The organism is Actinoplanes sp. NPDC051346, assembly GCF_040682215.1.
In the GTDB taxonomy this organism is placed as follows: Bacteria; Actinomycetota; Actinomycetes; order Mycobacteriales; family Micromonosporaceae; genus Actinoplanes.
The window spans coordinates 413664-430630 of the sequence record NZ_JBFBAJ010000003.1; the positions used below are offsets into that span (position 1 = coordinate 413664).

At 70.5% G+C, this 16967-nt stretch carries 18 protein-coding genes and 1 riboswitch; of the genes, 12 read left to right on the forward strand and 6 right to left on the reverse strand.

Features of this window, described 5'->3' with window-relative positions; genetic code table 11:
• Positions 1–21 precede the first annotated feature (21 nt).
• The 9 genes from AB0M36_RS10150 (at position 22) to AB0M36_RS10190 (ending at position 8355) form a co-directional block, all read left to right on the forward strand.
• Positions 22–1326: a polysaccharide pyruvyl transferase family protein gene (locus tag AB0M36_RS10150; RefSeq protein ID WP_364155042.1), complete on the forward strand. Its 1305-nt coding sequence runs from the start codon at positions 22–24 to the stop codon at positions 1324–1326.
• Positions 1323–2681 (forward strand): hypothetical protein, encoded by a 1359-nt coding sequence (locus tag AB0M36_RS10155; protein WP_364155044.1) that lies wholly within the window; start codon positions 1323–1325, stop codon positions 2679–2681. The genes AB0M36_RS10150 and AB0M36_RS10155 overlap by 4 nt, the downstream gene beginning before the upstream one ends.
• A 991-nt stretch (positions 2682–3672) precedes the next feature.
• Positions 3673–4164, forward strand: coding sequence for a hypothetical protein (locus AB0M36_RS10160; RefSeq protein ID WP_364155045.1), 492 nt, complete (start codon positions 3673–3675; stop codon positions 4162–4164).
• An 83-nt stretch (positions 4165–4247) separates the two neighbouring features.
• On the forward strand, positions 4248–4742 hold the full coding sequence (locus AB0M36_RS10165) for a hypothetical protein (RefSeq protein ID WP_364155046.1): 495 nt from the start codon (positions 4248–4250) through the stop codon (positions 4740–4742).
• Between the two features lie 78 nt (positions 4743–4820).
• Complete coding sequence (locus tag AB0M36_RS10170) at positions 4821–4982, forward strand: hypothetical protein (protein ID WP_364155047.1); 162 nt, start codon at positions 4821–4823, stop codon at positions 4980–4982.
• A gap of 164 nt (positions 4983–5146) precedes the next feature.
• Positions 5147–5860, forward strand: a complete 714-nt coding sequence (locus tag AB0M36_RS10175) for a hypothetical protein (protein ID WP_364155049.1) — start codon at positions 5147–5149, stop codon at positions 5858–5860.
• Between the two features lie 147 nt (positions 5861–6007).
• The gene (locus AB0M36_RS10180) at positions 6008–6592 is read left to right on the forward strand and encodes a hypothetical protein (protein WP_364155050.1); all 585 of its coding nucleotides are present in this window, start codon (positions 6008–6010) and stop codon (positions 6590–6592) included.
• Between the two features lie 20 nt (positions 6593–6612).
• Positions 6613–6936, forward strand: coding sequence for a hypothetical protein (locus AB0M36_RS10185; RefSeq protein ID WP_364155051.1), 324 nt, complete (start codon positions 6613–6615; stop codon positions 6934–6936).
• Positions 6937–7752: 816 nt separating this feature from the next.
• Positions 7753–8355 carry a hypothetical protein gene (locus AB0M36_RS10190; protein ID WP_364155052.1) on the forward strand — a complete coding sequence of 201 codons (603 nt, stop codon included), beginning with the start codon at positions 7753–7755 and terminating at the stop codon, positions 8353–8355.
• A gap of 42 nt (positions 8356–8397) precedes the next feature.
• Here AB0M36_RS10190 and AB0M36_RS10195 read toward each other — a convergent pair whose 3' ends face one another.
• The 5 genes from AB0M36_RS10195 to AB0M36_RS10215 form a co-directional block, all read right to left on the reverse strand.
• A complete protein-coding gene (locus AB0M36_RS10195) occupies positions 8398–8760 on the reverse strand; it encodes a hypothetical protein (protein ID WP_364155054.1) in 363 nt (120 codons plus the stop codon).
• A gap of 174 nt (positions 8761–8934) precedes the next feature.
• Positions 8935–10245, reverse strand: coding sequence for an L-serine ammonia-lyase (locus tag AB0M36_RS10200; RefSeq protein WP_364155056.1), 1311 nt, complete (start codon positions 10243–10245; stop codon positions 8935–8937).
• 24 nt (positions 10246–10269) lie between these two features.
• Positions 10270–10371: riboswitch (glycine riboswitch) on the reverse strand.
• Between the two features lie 164 nt (positions 10372–10535).
• The gene (locus tag AB0M36_RS10205) at positions 10536–11117 is read right to left on the reverse strand and encodes a S26 family signal peptidase (protein WP_364155058.1); all 582 of its coding nucleotides are present in this window, start codon (positions 11115–11117) and stop codon (positions 10536–10538) included.
• A 2-nt stretch (positions 11118–11119) separates the two neighbouring features.
• Positions 11120–11689, reverse strand: coding sequence for a hypothetical protein (locus AB0M36_RS10210; protein ID WP_364155059.1), 570 nt, complete (start codon positions 11687–11689; stop codon positions 11120–11122).
• Positions 11690–11874: 185 nt separating this feature from the next.
• A complete protein-coding gene (locus AB0M36_RS10215; protein ID WP_364155061.1) occupies positions 11875–13731 on the reverse strand; it encodes a S8 family serine peptidase in 1857 nt (618 codons plus the stop codon).
• A 106-nt stretch (positions 13732–13837) separates the two neighbouring features.
• Here AB0M36_RS10215 and AB0M36_RS10220 point away from each other — a divergent pair, with 106 nt between their 5' ends.
• From AB0M36_RS10220 to AB0M36_RS10230, 3 genes are all read left to right on the forward strand, one after another.
• Entirely contained in the window at positions 13838–14548 is a 711-nt protein-coding gene (locus AB0M36_RS10220; RefSeq protein WP_364155062.1) for a hypothetical protein, read from the forward strand.
• A 135-nt stretch (positions 14549–14683) separates the two neighbouring features.
• Positions 14684–15064: a helix-turn-helix transcriptional regulator gene (locus tag AB0M36_RS10225; protein WP_364155064.1), complete on the forward strand. Its 381-nt coding sequence runs from the start codon at positions 14684–14686 to the stop codon at positions 15062–15064.
• Between the two features lie 181 nt (positions 15065–15245).
• Positions 15246–15500, forward strand: coding sequence for a hypothetical protein (locus tag AB0M36_RS10230; RefSeq protein WP_364155066.1), 255 nt, complete (start codon positions 15246–15248; stop codon positions 15498–15500).
• Positions 15501–15671: 171 nt separating this feature from the next.
• On the opposite strand, the gene AB0M36_RS10235 is transcribed toward AB0M36_RS10230, so the two are convergent.
• Entirely contained in the window at positions 15672–16967 is a 1296-nt protein-coding gene (locus AB0M36_RS10235; protein WP_364155067.1) for a DUF4407 domain-containing protein, read from the reverse strand.

A 16967-nucleotide genomic window follows, 5' to 3' on the forward strand; every position in this document is an offset into this window, starting at 1 on the left:
TCGAGAACAGGAAAGGGACACGTGCGCGGCAATCCCCTCATCGTCTGCTTCAACCACTGGCATGACGACAACAAAGGCGACAGCGCCATCACCGGCGGCATCCTGCGGCTGCTGCGCGATCGGTGGCCCGCGGCCCGGATCCGGGTCACCAGCCTGCACGAGGCGGGTACGGCGGAGTCCCGCACCCAGTTCCGGCACCTCTCCCAGAATGACGACATCGACACCGACTGCACCTGGATCGCCACCGAGATCGGATCGGCGGGCGGGCGGCGCGTCGGCACCGTGCCGGCCGCCGCGCGCTGGCTGCTGCGCCTGCTCCCCAAGGTGGCGAACGTCGCGATAGGCCGGGTCGACCGCGAGACCCGGCACCGGCTGTCCGGCGTCGACCTCGTCGTGCTGGTCGGCGGCAGCAACATCTACGACAACCCCAGCGTCACCCCGCTGCTGAGCTGGGCCCGCCTGTTCTGCATCCTGTTCCCCGCCTGGGCGGCGACGCGCCTGGACATCCCGGTCGTCCTGGCCGGACACACCCTCGGCCCCTTCCCCCGCGCCACCGGACGCTGGATCGCCCGACGCCTGCTGAGCGGCGCCGGCGACGTCACACTCCGCGAGCAGACCTCGGTGCAACTGAGCGAACAGCTCGGGCTGAGGGCCGCCGACGTCGCCCCCGACATGGCCTTCGCCACCCCGGCCCAGCGCACCCGCCGGGTCCAGGACGCGCTCGGATCCCTGCCCGGCCCCCACGTGATCGCGCTGGCACCGCGCACCCATCCGCACGCCGGCGCGGCCGCCGACGATCGCGTCATCGACGAACTCGTCACCCTGGCGCGCGACGCGTACGCCGACGGCAAGGCCGACGGATTCGTCGTGGTTGCCCAATGCCAGGGGCCCACCCCCGTCGAGGACGACCGGCCCATCGCGGAGCGGCTCGCCGCACGCCTGGAACGCAGCGTGCCGGTGGTGCTGATGGAAGAGGACCTGTCCCCTCAGGAACTGGCCGCCCTCTACGGATCGTGCAGCCTCGTGATCGCGGTACGCCTGCACGCCGCCATCCTGGCCCTCGCCCAGGGCACCCCGGCGTACGCCATCGCCTACCTCACCCGCAAAACCGAAGGGGTCATGGCCGGCGCCGGCCTTCCCGACGCCTGGTGCGAGTACGGCTCCTTCTCCGCCAAGAGCGCGGCGCCGGTGGTCGAACGACTCCTGCACCCGGACACCCGGCACGACCTGACCCGGCGCTCCCACCGCTGGCAGGGAGACCTGACGGAGATCTCCCAGCGATGGTCCTCCCGCCCGAGCCGCCCTTCCGCCACGGTGGACGCATGAGCGCCGCGACACCACACCAGCGCCGACACACCGGAGACCGGGACATCGTCATCGGCCCACCGACGATCGCCGGCAACCGCATCTCGGTGCCGTTGCGCCCCGGCCGGGCAGCCGCCCGCTACTTCCGCGAGCGGGAGATCTGGGTCGAATACCGCGACGTCGACCTCGGCGAGGTCGACCCCGCCGTGGCGGTCATCCCCGCCCTCGGCGTGGTGATCCCGATAGCCCTCGCCTGCGGCGGCACGGTGCACGTCCCGGAGGTCGACGAGGTCTTCGCCGACGGAGCCGAGGCGATCGCGCGGACGCTCAGGACGATGTATCCCCACCTCTCGGATCGCCCCTTCCAGCTCACCGGAGTACGGCGACCGACCACGAGCGCCCCCGCCGAGAACCGGGCGGCGATGCTGTACTCCGGCGGCGTCGACTCCATCACCACACTGCTGCGGCACCGGGAAGAGGTTGACTGCATCGTCACGGTGTGGGGAGCCGACGTCGAGCTGGGAAACACCGCCCTCTGGGACCACCTGTCGTCCATCGTGACGGCGGCACCGGCGCGCCCGCGGACCCGCCACGTGGTGGCCCGCTCGAACCTTCGCGAAGCCCTGGACGAGCTCCGCCTCAACCGCGACTTCGACCGCGGTTTCGCCAGCACGAACTGGTGGGGAGCGGTACAGCACGGCCTGGCCCTCACCAGCCTGGTGGCGCCGGTCGCCGTACGCCTCGGCCTCGGCCGGGTCCTGGTCTCCAGCAGCCACTCCGTGGGTTTCCGCGTGCCGTGGGGCAGCAACCCGGAACTGGACAGCCTGGTGCGATGGTCGGGCGGCCGGGTCGAACACGACGGCTTCGAGCTGGACCGCCAGGACAAGGTGTCGCGCGTCGTCGCACCGTGGCTCGCGCAGGGCCACAAGCTGACCCTTGCGGTCTGCTACCAGCTCGACCGCGACGGGGCGGGCGTGAACTGCGGCCGGTGTGAGAAATGCATGCGTACGATCTCCGGCCTCCTCGCCGCCCACGTCGACCCCCACGACGGCGGCCTGCCCTTCGACGCCGAATCCCTGGCATCGTGGCGGTCCCGGCTGGAAGAAGGCGACACGCGTTTCGGCCCGAACGAGCTGTTCATGTGGCAAGGCATCCAGCGTGCTCTCCGCGGTGGAGAGCAGCTGTTCGAGGCGCACGGCAGCGCCGCGTACCTGGCCTGGCTGAAAGACTTCGACCTCGCCTCCCTCGCCGCCGGTCACACCCAGACGGCGGCCGCGGTGGGTGACATGCCCGCCTGGCGCTACCTGGCGGTGCGCCAGGCCCGCAAGGTGCCCTACCCGATCCGGCGCCAGCTCCGCCGCTGGGTCCTGTCGTAGGGCTGAAGCACGAGCAGGCCCGCAAATTGAACGCTGAGGGTGCCGCAAATCGAAAGCCGAACTGTCGAACTCTGGCCGTTCTCCCCAGGGCGAACTCGACAGCACCCTGTGGCAGGTTTCCGCTCCGGCCACAGATTGACCTCGCCCTTCTTCGCGGTCGCTGCCGCGACGGGCACCGGCGCTCACGTCACTCTCCCGGGCTCATCCGACCGGCCGCGGCGTAATGATCAAAACCTGGATTCGCCGAACGAAGGCCCGATCTCCGCGGGCGGGCCCGTAGCGTTTTCCACTAAGAGACGCCGTCCTACCTGCGAAGTGACGGCGTCTCCCTAAACGGAAACCTATGCCGGGCACAGGAGACACCATGCACCGACGAAATACCGCCGGCCAGCCGGCACCCGTACGCCTGCGGTCCTACGAACCCGGCAGGTGAGGGAGAAGATCCGCGGAGCGTGTCGTGGCGCGTACGTGGATCGACGCGGGTCCTCGGCGGCCAGAGAACGCCGAGGGCCCGCGCCTGAAAACCCTAGTCCAGTGAAGAGCCTCACCGTTTTCCGGCCGTCGTCGAATGCCCCCCACGACGGCCGGGGCGGTGCGGAGCCGCCGCGCTGGTGTCCGGCGGTTCCGGGGGTCCCGCGCCACAGCGTGATCGACACCGATTTGAAGCCCGTACACGAAAGGTGGTAGCCGCATGTTGTCGCTGGTGGCGACTTTGTGCAGAGTGGACCGCCGGCGCGTAGACATCGACGGTCGGTGCCGCGTGCGCGGCGCCGTACCCCCAACGGGTTAAACCGGTGAGCGCAGAAGCGGCATTTCATTCGGTGGGAATGAAGCACGGATATCCGATCCGTTTCTGCCCTTGGTCCGGGAATGTTGTGCCGCGTCCGTTTCGCCTCCACCGGCCGGGCGCATGGCAGTTCATTCCCCGTGGCTCCGGCCGTGTCCCGGCGGCCGGAGCCACATTTTCACGTTCGCAGGAGGAAAAGCGCGCATGCGCAAGTTGAGCAGGCGGTCCACCACCGTTGTCGTCACCACCGTCGTCGCGCTCGGTGCGGCCGGAGCCGCCTGGGCCGCATGGAGCCTCACCGGCTCCGGCACCGCCGAGGCCAAAGCCGGTTCGGTGGTCACCCTCACCGTCACCAGCGCGGGCCTGGTCGGGGGCGGGCTCACTCCGGGCAACACGACCACGGTGCTGCTCACCGTTTCCAATCGCAATGCTTTTCCCGTACGCGTCACGAACATCGACCTGACGAAGCTGGCCTCCTCGCGGGCGGGGTGCGATGCCGGAGCCAACGTCGAGGTCGTCAACGACGCGCCCCTGCCCGGCAAGGCGACCGTGCCGGCGGGCAGCGAGGACGAGCCGGCCACGGCACAGATCGCCTGGAGCGGCCCGTTGCGGATGATGGCGGACCCGGCGGACGCCTGCCAGGGAGCCCCGTTCACCTTCGACGTCCGCCTCGACGCCGTCAGCGCGGCGGCGTGACGCCGGCGATGGCGCGGGGCGCGAGCGCCGCCCTCGCTCCGTCGCCGCGACCCGAAGAAGGTTCAAGACCGAAAAGGACTGCCATGCGCAAGCTCGACCATCGCGGCAAGGCGATCCTCAGTGTCGCCGCCGTCGCCGCTGTGATCGTCAACGCCGGTGCCGCCTGGGCGTACTGGAGGCTCGGCGGAGCGGGCACCGGCGTCGCCGTCGCTGGCTCCGCCGTGGAGCTCGAGCTGCACGGCCGGTCCGACGAGAGCGAGCCGCTCTATCCCGGCTCGTCGGCCGGGCTGACCGTGACGGTGACCAACCGCAACGGCTTCCCGGTGCGGATCACCTCCATCAGCGCGGGCGACGGCAGGGTGACGGCGGACCCGGCGCACCGCGAAGCCGGTTGCCTCGAGACGGGCGTGGTCGTTAGCGCTGATGTGCTGGCCGTGTCCTGGGAGGTGCCGAAGAACACCATCGGCGTCTTCACCGTGCCCGGCGGCCTCCGAATGACCAACAGCTCCGACAGCGCCTGCCAGGGCGCCACCTTCACCATCCCGGTGACGGCGAAGGGTCTGAGCAGCGCATCCTGACCCACCCCCGCGGACGCCCCGCCGACGTGCGCCCGCGGCCCTGCCTCACGTCGGCGCGAGCATGTCAGGAGTCAGGCTGTGCTTCGCTGGCACAAATCCGTCGCCGCCGCAGCGGCCATCGCGGGCACGGCCATCGCGGGCACGGCCATCGCGGGCACGGCCATCGCGGGCACGGCCATCGTGCGCGCGGCCATCGTGCGCGCGGCCATCGTGCGCGCGGCCGGCTTGGCCGCGCGGTGACGCGTCGCCGTGCCGGATCGTCGTTTCGATTCCTGAGGTCGCCGCTGTCCATCGTCGGTGTCGCGACCGTGGTGGCGATCGGCAGTGGGGTCGCCGCGTACGGCGACTGGGACGTAAGCGCCGACGCGGCGACGTTCACCGTCCACGCCGCGAGCATTCCTCGCATGGACGCGCCGGACGTGGAGCTGCCCGCGGGCGAGCCGAGAATCACCGCGGACGGTTTGATCGCGCGCGGTCCCCGGATCCACTGGAACCGGGTGGAGATCGCCCCGCGCACACCGGTGCGGCGCTATCTTGTGACCCGCCATCTCGGCCCGATCGCGCAGCTTGTCTGTGACGTACCGGCCAGCCGCGACGGCTGTGTCGACGAGCATCCGCCGGCCGGCTATCTCGTGACCTACACCGTGGTAGCCACGCACGGTGCTTTCTGGACGGGCACGGCGAGCCGGCCCAGCCGGCCAGTGCCGCTTCCGGGCGAAGCCGCGCCGGTAGTGATCGACGGCGTGGTGGTTCTGCTGCCCGGTGCCGGCGGCGGCACGGTGGTGCCTGCGTCCGGTTCCGGCGCGGCGGCGTCCGCGGGTGCCGTTCCGCCCGGCACCGGCCCAGGGGCCACGGCTGGGACCGTCCCTGGGAACGTTCCGGGGGACGTCCCCGGGGCCGCCCCCGGGGCCGTGCCGGGGGATTCGGCGCCGGGTCTATCGACCCCACCGGTGCCCGTGATTCCGCCGCGGCCGCCGGAGCCCGAGCAGGGCACGACGACAGAGCCGGTCGAGCCACCGGCGAAGGCCGGAGAGGTCGCAGTGAAGCCCGGAGAGGGCGCGACGGACCCCTCGGAGGTGTCGGAAACCGAGGAAGAAACGCTTTTCCCGGCGGGCTGACTCGGCACCCGTCGAAGTTCATAAAAGCGCCGTCGTGTCACGCCGAAACACCATGAACAAACAGTCAATTCGCGGCGTCCGGGAGTATGTCCGGTATGCCGTTACAGCCGGCTTACTTTCCCTACAGCAACTAATAATATTTGAAACATGACACCAGCCGGTTCTGTCGCACTCCAGCTCGTCCTCTCCGTCGCCATGGTCATCTTCACCGCGTACGTGGCCGGGCGGGTGCATCAGTGGTACCGGCACGGCTTCGACCGCGACGTGGCCTACCGGGAGGGCTACAACCAGGCGTCGCACACGCTCTTCCAGCTCGCCGTCCGCAACCACCCGGTCGGAACCGCGCCCGGCGCGGGCGGACACCTCACGGCCCCGCCCCGCACGGCCCCACCCCGCACGGCCCAGTTCTCTACAGCCCCGCCACGCACGGCCCAGTTCTCTACAGCCCAGTTCTCCACGGCCCCGGTCTCTACAGCCCCGCTCTCTGCAGCCCCGCTCTCTGCAGCCCCGCTCTCCGCCCCGCCCTCCTCAGGACCGTTCTCCTCGGCCTCGCTCTCCTCAGGCCCGCTCTCCACAGCCGCGCCCTCGGCAGCCCCGTTCCCCACCGCGCCGAACCCGGCCCCCGCCCAGGTCCGCGCCGTCGTTGCTCTGCACCAGCTGCCGGAGCGCACCGCCGCCGACGGCCACGCCGAACGCCGCGAGTCCGCCCGCCTCCTTCACCACCGGGTCTGACCACAGAAGGGATCAGAGTCATGACAGTGCCCGGCAACAGCATCATCCAAGCGCTGTTCGCGCTCGCCTTCGTCGTCGCCAGCGGGTACGCGGGTGGACGCATTCACCAGTGGTACAAGCAGGGACTGGACCGGGACGAGGCCTACCGCACCGGTTACGACCAGGCCTCGCACTCCATGTTCGACCTGGCCATCCGCAGGCGGCAGCAGAACCCGGCAGAGGGCGGCCGAGGCATCGCGGCGAAGGAGCGGCACCATCTCGTCGGCCACGCCCGCCGGCGCATCCAGGCCGAGCCGGAACCCAGTTCGGGCGGGCGCCGCCGACGGCGCTTCGGCCTGCGCTGAGCGAAGGATCCTGCCCGGAGCAAAGAGGACCTGCCCTGAGTAGAGAGATTCCGCCCCGAGCAAACCGATCCTGCGCTGAGCTGACGAATCCTGCGCTGAGCAGAAGGCCCCTGCGCTGAGCAGAACGCTGAGCCCCTGCGCTGAGCAGAACGCTGAGCCCCTGCGCTGAGCAGAACGCTGAGCAGAAGGCCCCCTGCGCTGAGCAGAGGGATCTTGCACTGTCCGGAGGGACGCTGCGCTGAGCGGAAAGATCCCGCACGGAGCGGAGGGACACCGTTGCGGATTAGGCCGAACGGCACGGGCGAACCACCGCTCGGGACAGTCCGCTGTGCACCGCGCGCCGTTGCGCAACGACGCTCCGGAGACGACCATTCAGGTATGCGGCCACGATCGCCGGCTCCCGCGCGAGATGAGCCACATTCGTCACAGATGCTCGGGTTTGCGTGCTCGAGTTCTTACTGTTAATCGTGATGTAACCGCAGGTCAACCGCCGTGGCTCGGGGGCACCGGCGGGCCTCGCGAAGATCACCGCGTGGTCTCCGCTCCCCCGGAGGAATTAGCCCGTACCGGCCGTCCTGACTGAGTCATGCGCCGGCAACGCGAGACGGAACGCCGATCTCGGCATGCGTGTGCATCGGGCACTGTGGTGTCACCACGCCGCATCTCGACATGCCGGCGCGGTAACCGGCTGAACCACCCGCAACCCCGCAGAAGGAAGCCCCGTATGCGTACGTTCCGCAGACGGCTCGCCCCTACCGCGACGCCCCGCACCGCGAGCACCGCCGCTGAGGCCGGTGCGGAATCGTGAGGCGGGCCGTGCTGAGCAGCGAGAGACCCGGGAACGTCCGGGCGCGGGCCTCCACCGGACCCCCGCCCGCCAGCGAGCCTGATCTCGACGACCCCGTCACCCTGCCGCCGCCCCGCCGGCGAGGACTCGACCAGCGAACCCGGGGCATCCTCGTGGCCGCCGCGGTGGCGGCCGCCATCGTCAATGCCAGCGCCATGTGGGCGTACTGGAAGATCACGGGCTCGGGAAGCGCCTCGGCCGGGGCGGGCGCTTATGTGGAGATGGGACTGCGGGGACGCTCCAGCCTCGACGTTCCGCTGACACCGGGTGGCACCGGCGACCTGACCGTCACGGTCTCGAACGACAACGACTTCGCCATCCGCGTCACCTCGGTCGCGGCCGGCACCGGAAACGTCATCGCCGACGACGAGCACCGCGAGAACGGCTGCGACCGGCACGGCGTCACCTTCGCGCGGCCGGAGCTGGCGGTGCGGTGGGAGGTCGCCCGCAACGACGTGGCGGTCTTCACCGTGCCCGGCGGCCTACGAATGGCGGCCGACGCGGACCCGACCTGCCTGGGCGCGGTCTTCACCGTCCCCGTCCGCGTCACCGGCGAGTCCCGCCGCCCCTGACGGACACCGCGGAGAGACCCGCCGAGGAAGCCGGGCATGTGGTCAGCGCGGCGAGGCGTCCCAACCGGCGTCGCGGCATGCCTGGGTGAGGGCGGTCGCGCCGGACTTCCACTCGGCATCGCTCTCGTTCGCGCTGCGGCCCATCGCCACGGCACGGTCCGCGATCCGCTCGTTCTCACTGCCGGTCGACCACTTGTTGACCTCGTCGGCGAGCGAGAGGCGGGCCGTCCTGGTGGCGGCGTCGTCAAAACCCTCGGCGAACGTGGTGCAGGCCCGGTCGGCGGCGTCGTCGAGGCGGCCCGGACCCGCCTCCTGGGCGGACCGGCTGATCACGAGGCCGACAAGGACCACCGCGACCACCGCGACGCCGATGGCGAGCTGGCGCTTGTTCAGCTTTACCTTCACCGGTTTCCGCTCCCACGTCGGCGAGTGTCCGGAATGCACATTATCCGGCCCCGCCGTCCGACCAGCGACCGCACCGCCTCCCCCGCCACCACCAAGTGCGCGGCCCGACCTAGAGCCGAACCGCGAGCCAAGACCAGGCCGCCGGCCGAGACCGGACCGCGAGCGTCCGTCAGCTCAGCATTCGACGACGGTGACGGCGAGCCCGCCGCGGGACGTCTCCTTGTACTTGCTCGACATGTCGCGCCCGGTGTCGCGCATCGTGCGGATCGCCGTGTCGAGGCTGACCCGATGGTCACCGTCACCGTTGAGCGCGAGCCGGGCCGCGTTGATCGCCTTGACGCTGGCGATCGCGTTGCGCTCGATGCACGGGATCTGCACCAGTCCGCCGACCGGGTCGCAGGTGAGGCCGAGGTTGTGCTCCAGGGCGATCTCCGCCGCGTTCTCCACCTGCTCCGGGGTGCCGCCGAGCACCTCGCACAGCGCGCCGGCCGCCATCGCCGCGGCCGAGCCGACCTCGCCCTGGCAGCCGACCTCGGCTCCGGAGAAGGACGCGTTGCCCTTGATGAGGATGCCGATCGCGGCGGAAGTGAGCAGGAAGCGGACCACGCCGTCGTCGTTGGCGCCGGGAACGAACTTCATGTAGTAGTGCAGCACCGCCGGGACGATGCCGGCCGCGCCGTTGGTCGGGGCGGTCACCACCCGGCCGCCGGCCGCGTTCTCCTCGTTGACCGCGAGGGCGAAGAGGTTCACCCAATCCATCACGTGCAGCGGGTCGGCGTCCAACCCCCGGGCGAGCTCAGCGTGCAGCGCCGGTGCGCGCCGTCGTACCCGCAAGCCACCCGGCAGGATGCCGTCCGTACGCAGACCGCGCGCGACGCACCCGCGCATGACCTCCCAGATGTGCAGCAGGCCGGAGTGGATCTCTTCGGTCGTGCGCCAGGCGCGCTCGTTGGCGAGCATCACGCCCGAGACGGACGTTCCCTCCTGGCGGCAGATCCTCAGGAGCTCGTCGCCGGTGCTGAAGGGATGCGGCAGCACGGTCGCGTCTGGGTCCGGGCCCGCGCCCTCCTCGACCACGAAGCCGCCGCCGACCGAGTAGTAGGTCTGCTCGGGGCCGCCGTCGGCGCTGAACCGCAGGGCGTTCGGGTGGAAGGGCAGGCTGCGTCGATGCCGGACGAACTCCACGGAGATCGGCCGGGTGCCGTTGAGCAACAGTTTGCCGTCGGTGCCGATCTCCTCGACGCGCACGCCGGCGCGGTCGGGGTCGATGGTGGCGGGATCCTCACCCTCCAGCCCCAGCAGGATGGCACCGTCGGTGCCGTGGCCGCGGCCGGTCGCGGTGAGCGAGCCGAACAGTTCGACGCGGATCTGGGTGGCATCGGGATGCGCCGCCGCGAAGAGCCGTGCGGCCCGCATCGGGCCGACGGTGTGCGAGGACGACGGACCGATCCCGATCGAATAAAGGTCGAAGGCGCTGACCGCCATGAAGGCTCCCTGGTCGCAGATGACCCTCCCCGCTCTGTCATCTATACCTGAGAGCTTCACCGCCGCGAGGCGGTTTGCACCGTGGGTGCGGGTCCTGGTTGGTCCCGGCTTTCCAGAGTCGCCTCGCCGTTGGCGGTAACTTGTGCCTGAGAGATTCTCGGGGAGGAGTTGCTCCTTCGGCGTCCCGACCGGGGTCGGATGCTCTCCCGCCAGGGCTCGAGCAGCGCAATCTTCAGTTGTGGGCCGACCGTAGAAGCCTTACCGCGAGCCGTCAAGTCGGGCGCGTCGGGTCACTCCGGCTGGCGTGCGGGGCGCAGGGCCAGGGCGACCGCGCCGAGCACGGCGACCGTCTGGGCCACGAACATCGCCGGGTCGCCCTCTTTCAGGTCGAGCGTCGCCAGCGCGACCCCGGGGATCAGCAGGCGACCAATGCCCTTGACCTGGTCGGGGGCCGTACGGAAGCTGTCGTCGCTGCCGTTGGCGTCGCCGCGCGTGATCAGCAGTCCGTTCTCGTCGAGGCCGGCGATGCGGTGGATGCGGGTCTGCCCCGGGTGTTGCGGGTCGGGGATGACCACGACCTGGCCGACGAGCGGGGTCCAGTTCTCCGGCGGTGCGGAGGTGACGGCGACGTCACCGCGGTGCAGTGACGGGCTCATCGACTCGCTGACCACCGCGACCGGGGTCCAGCCCCAGATCGCCGGGACCGAGCTCCACGCGATGAGGGCGCCGACGCCCGCCAGGACGGCGAGGGCCACGAGCCGCAGCAGCAGCGATGGCAGGCCCTGCGGGATGTGCCGACCCCACGGGGTGCGGCGGCGTCCGGCCGGCGGCTGGGTTCCGGCCCACCCGGCCGGAGCGGACATGGTGGTCATGATCAGCTCGCTGCTTCCCACTTGAAGGTCGCCGCGGCGGATTTGCCCTGCGCGCTGTCCGGCGTGCTCGCGTTCACGGTGTACGTGATGTGGTAGGTCTTGTTGCTGGCCGACGCCGGGGCGAACGTGCCGACACCGTTGTTGAAGTTGTTCTTGGCGCTGCCGAAGTTGGACAGCGTGCCGGTGTAGGCGGTGCCCGTGGCACTGAAGCCGGTGCAGCTGCCGAAGCCGCCGCCGGTGCCCTCTTCGATCACCAGGTCGACGTATGGGGCAAGGTCGCCGGAAACGGCGGTGCCGTACATCTTCACCGTGGCCGAGAGGCTGCCGGTGTACGAGACGTTGATGCACTTGTCGCCGGTCGAGCCGGGCCGCAGGTTGGTGGGCGAGAACATCACCGTATCGTTGTCGTCGTCGCTGAGCGTGACCGTACCCGCGTTCCAGCTGTTGGCCGCGTTGCCGGTGTTCGCCGTGAAAGCCGCGCTTGAGGCCTGCCACATGACGCCGGAGCTGATCACGATTCCGCCGGTCACCGTCAGCGCCACCGCCAGCATCTTCGTTCCGCCGAGCTGCATCCTGTGTTCCTCTCACCGACCGGCGCACCGGCCATCTCTCGCTGTCGGAGGGATAGTTCGGCGGGATTCCTCAACCGCGTCTCAAGCCGCTGTCAAAACCACGGCAAGGCTGAAAAGAAATCTCCGGACCGGAAAAAGCCGCTGGGTGGACTCGCGTCCACCCAGCGGCCCGGTGATCCCTGTTGTCACTCGTCCGGGTCAGGCAGCAGGTATCCGGCCGCCCGGATCGCCGCCGCCAGCGTCGCCGCCGGCGGTTGCGCCGGGGCTGCCGGGGCGGGTGGGGCGAACGGGACACCCGCGGCCTGGGGAGCGCCGTACGACGCCCACTGCGGGACCAGGCCGACCGCGACGGCCGCGTCCGGGACTCCGGCGCCACAGCGGTACGGGTCGGTGCCCGGCATCGGCCGACAGCTCGCCTTGATCAGCTCGGCCAGGCGTTGCACCCGGGCCGGGCCGCGCATGCCGAAGCCGTAGCGGAAGTCCGGGTGGTGGGCGAGGACCAGGCCGGCCAGCGCGGCGATGTGGGTCGCGGCTACCGGGGTGCCGTCCAGGGCCGCCCGGCCCTCAGTGCCGACGGCGGAGATCACCGCGACACCGGGTGCGCACACGTCCACCTCGGGGCCCGCGCAGCTGGACCGGGCGACGTAGAACCCCTCCCGGGTCGGCATCCCGGCCTGTTGGGCCGCGTGGTGGCTCTCCGGCGGGTACGTGCCCACCTGACCGATGGCACCCACGGTGAAGATGGGCGCGAGCGTGCCGGGGAACGTGACCGGTCCGCCCGTGTCGCCGGCCGCCGCCACGCAGAGGATGCCGGCCTGCCGGGCCTCCTCCAGCTTGTAGGCCACCAGCCCGGCCACACCGTCCGCGTAGACGCCGAGGTCGATGACGTCGACCTCCTGGGCGATGCAGTAGTCGATCGCCTCGATCAGGTCGCTGAGCCGCCCGGGCAGGGCCCGGCAGACGTGCACCTCGGCCTCGGGGGCCAGGCCACCGGCCTGATCGCCGTCGACGCCGGTGATCAGCGCGACGGTGTGGGTGGAGCGGCCGATCGTGTCGGAGTCCCAGGCCTTCTCGTCCTGGCCGACCACGTTGATGCCGGACATGACGCCCTCGGCGGCGCCGAGGCGTCCGGCGTCGACGCCCGAGCCGATGACGGCGATCCGTACGCCATGGCCGCGGTAGGTCGGGGGAATCCGGTCGAAGTTCATCACGCGGCGAGCCCAGCCGTCGCCGGCGACTTCGCGTGGTGCGCTGTCGAGCCGCCTGCAGACCACCGGGTTCACCTCTGTCGCCGACAGGAACGGCGAGTCCAGCATGACGCTCCAGCAGTCGGCCCGCGGGCGCACATAGACGCCGCGTACGGCTTCGAGGGAGTCGGCCGGCACCGCCAGCTCCACGCCGCCGTTGCCGTCGGTGCGGCCCACGACCGGGTAGAGGCCGCCGTAGACGTAGACCGCCGCGTCGCGCAGCGGTTCGTCGCGCTCGTCGCGTACCCGCAAGCGCACGGTGACCGACTGGTCCAGCGTGCCGGTGCCCGGGATCATGGGCGGCACCGGCAGTTGCTCACCGTGCCGGAGCGGGTGGTCGATGTCGACGTGGAATTCGGGTCGCGCCGCGAGGATCGCTGCCTGCTCGTGGGTGGTCTCCACTACCGCGACCGCCGGGTACGGGCTGCGCTGGGTGGGAGCCTCGCTCGACTCGCTCGCGGCGCTGCGGATGACCCGCAGTACGTGCAGGTCGGGGTTGCGTTGCATCGCTTCGATGAGCTGTTGCCCGGCCGTGGCCGGGTCGGTGGGCAGTCCCGTCGACGCCCAGCCGGTCGGTGCGACGAGATACCGTTCGGGACGCCGCCCCACGGATTCGGGGCGGGCTTGCTTGTCGTCACCGATGCCGCGCGGCCTGTTCTCGGGCTGCGTGTCACCGGTTTCGCCCGGCCGGTTGCCGCCGGCCGTGGCGGCACGGGGCTCGGCCGGTCGATCCGTAGGTTTGTCGGGCCGTCCCTTCGGCCGGCCGGTGCCGGGTGCCTGGCCCTGTTCGGCCATGGCGTGCTCCTTCCGCTGACGTGGCGCCGCCCGGATAGGGGCCGGCGCGGGATCGGAGTGCGTCGGCGGCGGCCGGACTCACGGTCCGGCCACCGCCGAGGTGCCGTTGCTGACGCGCCGGCCGTGCATCGATCGGGAGGCCTGCCATCCCGTCACGACGGCGGTGGCCATCGGCGGCGCAGGTAGGCGATCGCGGTGTCCGGCTGGGGAACCGCTAGCGGCCGAACGGGCTCTGCTGCTGGCCGAACTGCGGCTGCTGCTGGCCGAACTGCTGCTGGCCGTACTGCGGCTGCTGCTGGCCGAACTGCGGCTGCTGCTGGCCGTACTGCTGCTGGCCGAATTGCGGCTGCTGCTGGCCGAAGCTCTGCTGGCCGTACTGCTGGCCGATGCCCTGCTGTCCCCAGCCCTGCTGCTGGGACAGCTGCTGCTGCACGAGGTGCTGGGCGACCTGGTGCGCGAGCTGCAGCACGCCGGACTGCGTGATCTGCTGGATGACCTGCTGCGCGACCTGCTGCAGGAACGGCTGCTGGGCGAGCAATTGCACCAGCGGGTGCGACTGCGTCTGCACCTGGATGAGCTGCATCTGCTCGAGCTGCTGGGTGATTCCGGGCTGCTGAGCCAGTACCTGGGTGACCTGCTGACGGATCAGCTGCTGGGCGATGCGGTGCGCGAGCTGCTGCTGCGCGGCCTGCTGCAGCGGCTGCTGGCCCATCGTCTGGCCGCTCTGTTGCGGACCGTACGCGCTCGTTTCGCCCCAGCCGCCGAACATCTGACCCTGGCCTTGCGTCGTCATGGTGGGTGCGTACGTCATGGCTGACATGGTGCCTCCCAACGTCCAACCTAGATGGACAAGTTGTCCATCGACATCGGACGCTACGCTCGACGATGGTGCCGGACAAGGGGTCGACCCCGTTCGATATATTTGCGCGGTAAATTATGAACTTCTCTGACGATGACGACGACCGGGATGCCGATGAACCCTCTCCAGCAGCTCATCCGGGACCGGATGGCGGAGCAGGGCTGGTCGTATGCCGACGTCGCCCGCCGCGGCGACGTCCCGCGCTCCACCGTCCACCACCTCGCCACGGCCGAGCACCTGCGCCGGCCGCCGCATCCGGCGACCCTGGAGGGACTGGCCGAGGGACTCGGCGTGCCCATCGACGCCATCCGCGCCGCGGCCGCGTCGGCCGCCGGGCTCACCACCTGGCAGGAGCCCGTCACCGATCCCGAGATCTCCGTCCTCGTCGCGGCGCTGTCGCGGCTCAGCCCCGACGACCGGCGCCACGTTCTCGCCCTGATCCAGTCCCTGCTGAGCGCCGACCGATCGGCCTGATCCGCCGACACCCGCCCGCGTCGGCGTTTTCGTATCGGGAGAAATCTGCGGCCCAGGCATCGATCATGCCGAATGCTTCATAGAGTGGGGCCGGATACGCGTTCAGTAGTCGTGGCCGCCGCCGCGCGTCGACCGCGACGAGGCAAATCAGCGAATCTCGGGAGGTACCATGCGCGTCTGCATGACCGAACTGCCGATCGCGGTCCGCGTGAAGACGCCGCAGGGAGTCGTCGTCGCTCTGCCACGGAGCAGATCCCGGCAGCAGGTGCTGGACATGGCGAGCGTCATCCTGTCCAGCGACGAGTTCGAACAGCTGCGGCTCGCGCTGGGCACCACGGCGACCCGAGCCCGGTACGCCGCGCGGTTCTCGACGCCCGCGGACCGAGTGGTCCCGCAGCGGTCGGTCCGCGTCGTGGACTGCGACCCTCGACCCTAGACCAACGCCGCCGGGGATCGAACTCGTCCCGACAAGGAAGGGTTAGGCCACGGCGGCGACGGCGATCGCTCGCCGCCTCCGCCGCTCCTCGAACCCGACGCGACCGCCGAAAACAGAGCGTGGGCTGGCGGTGCGTCGGAGTGAAATGGTAGCCCTCTCCTGCAAATTGCACTACGCCCTGATGCTGTCCACATCGTGAAGGGTGGGAGGCGGACCGTGCGGCGGGCTCGGCGCCGGGTGGTGGTCGATCAACGGTATGGACGACACCGGCGAAATCGGCAAGCCCGCCACGCTGTCGTACAGGTGTGCCCGGGCCCGTTCCATCGCCATGTCGGCCAACTCCTCGTCGTGCGAGGCTTTGCCGATGCTCTCCGCCATGACCCGGGAGGCCGCCTCGGCATAGCGGCGGGCGTCCTTCAAACCCTGCTCGTAGCCGATCGCCGCCTCGTGCTCCCGGCCCCGGGCCGCCCGCGCCTCGGTGCGCTCGTACGCGTTGCCGTGCGAGACGATCTTGAGCCCGACGGCGGCGCAGTCCAGGGCGACGAGCAGCAGCGCGATGCCCACATAGAAGACGCCGATGCCCCAGAAGTCGCTGCTGATCAGGTACCACATGGCCTTGGTGCGCGCGCCGAAACCGGCGTCGGCGGCGATCGCCTCGGCGTTCTTCGTACGCTGCGCACTGATCTTCTGGGTCAGGTCCGTCTCCTCGACGGCGCGCGACTGCCGGGCCGCCTTCTGGCTCTCCTGAAGCCGCGCGGCCTGCGCGTCCAACTGGGCCGCCTCGTCGTCGAGACCGCGCGACCGCTTGACCAGGGTGTCGCAGAAGCCTCCCGGAGGGCAGCCGGCCTTGCGCGACGCTCCCTCGCCCTCGGAGTCGTCGACCGCCTGCGTGTAGAGCTGACGCGCGTCGCGGCGCTTCTCGGCCGCCCGCGTGTTCAGCGCCTGCACCGCCTTGTTCTCGGCCACGGTCTGCTTCTTGAGTTCGGCGAGCCGGGCATCGTACGCGGCGATCGCCCCGCCCTTCTCGATCTCGCTGATCTCCGCGTTGTGCACGTCGTTGAGGTGGGCGTCGATCTCGCCCTTGTAGCGCTCGAGCATGAGCGGCTCGGTGATGATCACCGCGAAGAGCAGGGCGAGGCAGACCCGGCCGAAGTAGAGGCCCAGGGTGGGCTTGCGCAGCAGCTGGTTCGGATCGGGCGAGTCCAGGTTCTCGAAGTTGATCGCCACCCGGCCGACCACCGCCCGGTCGTAGGCGACCACGCCCGTCGCCACGAGCGGGCCGACCAGCCACTGAAACCACGGATCCGTGTAGTTGGCGCTGGCGTCGACGAAAGCCGCGCCGCCCACCGTCGCGTACCCGAAATAGAGCACGATGAAGACGCCGATGGAGCAGTAGAGGACCCGGTCCGAGTGCGTGGTCACGCTCTCCGGGTTCACGTTGGCGATCCGGAGCAACAATCGACGCAT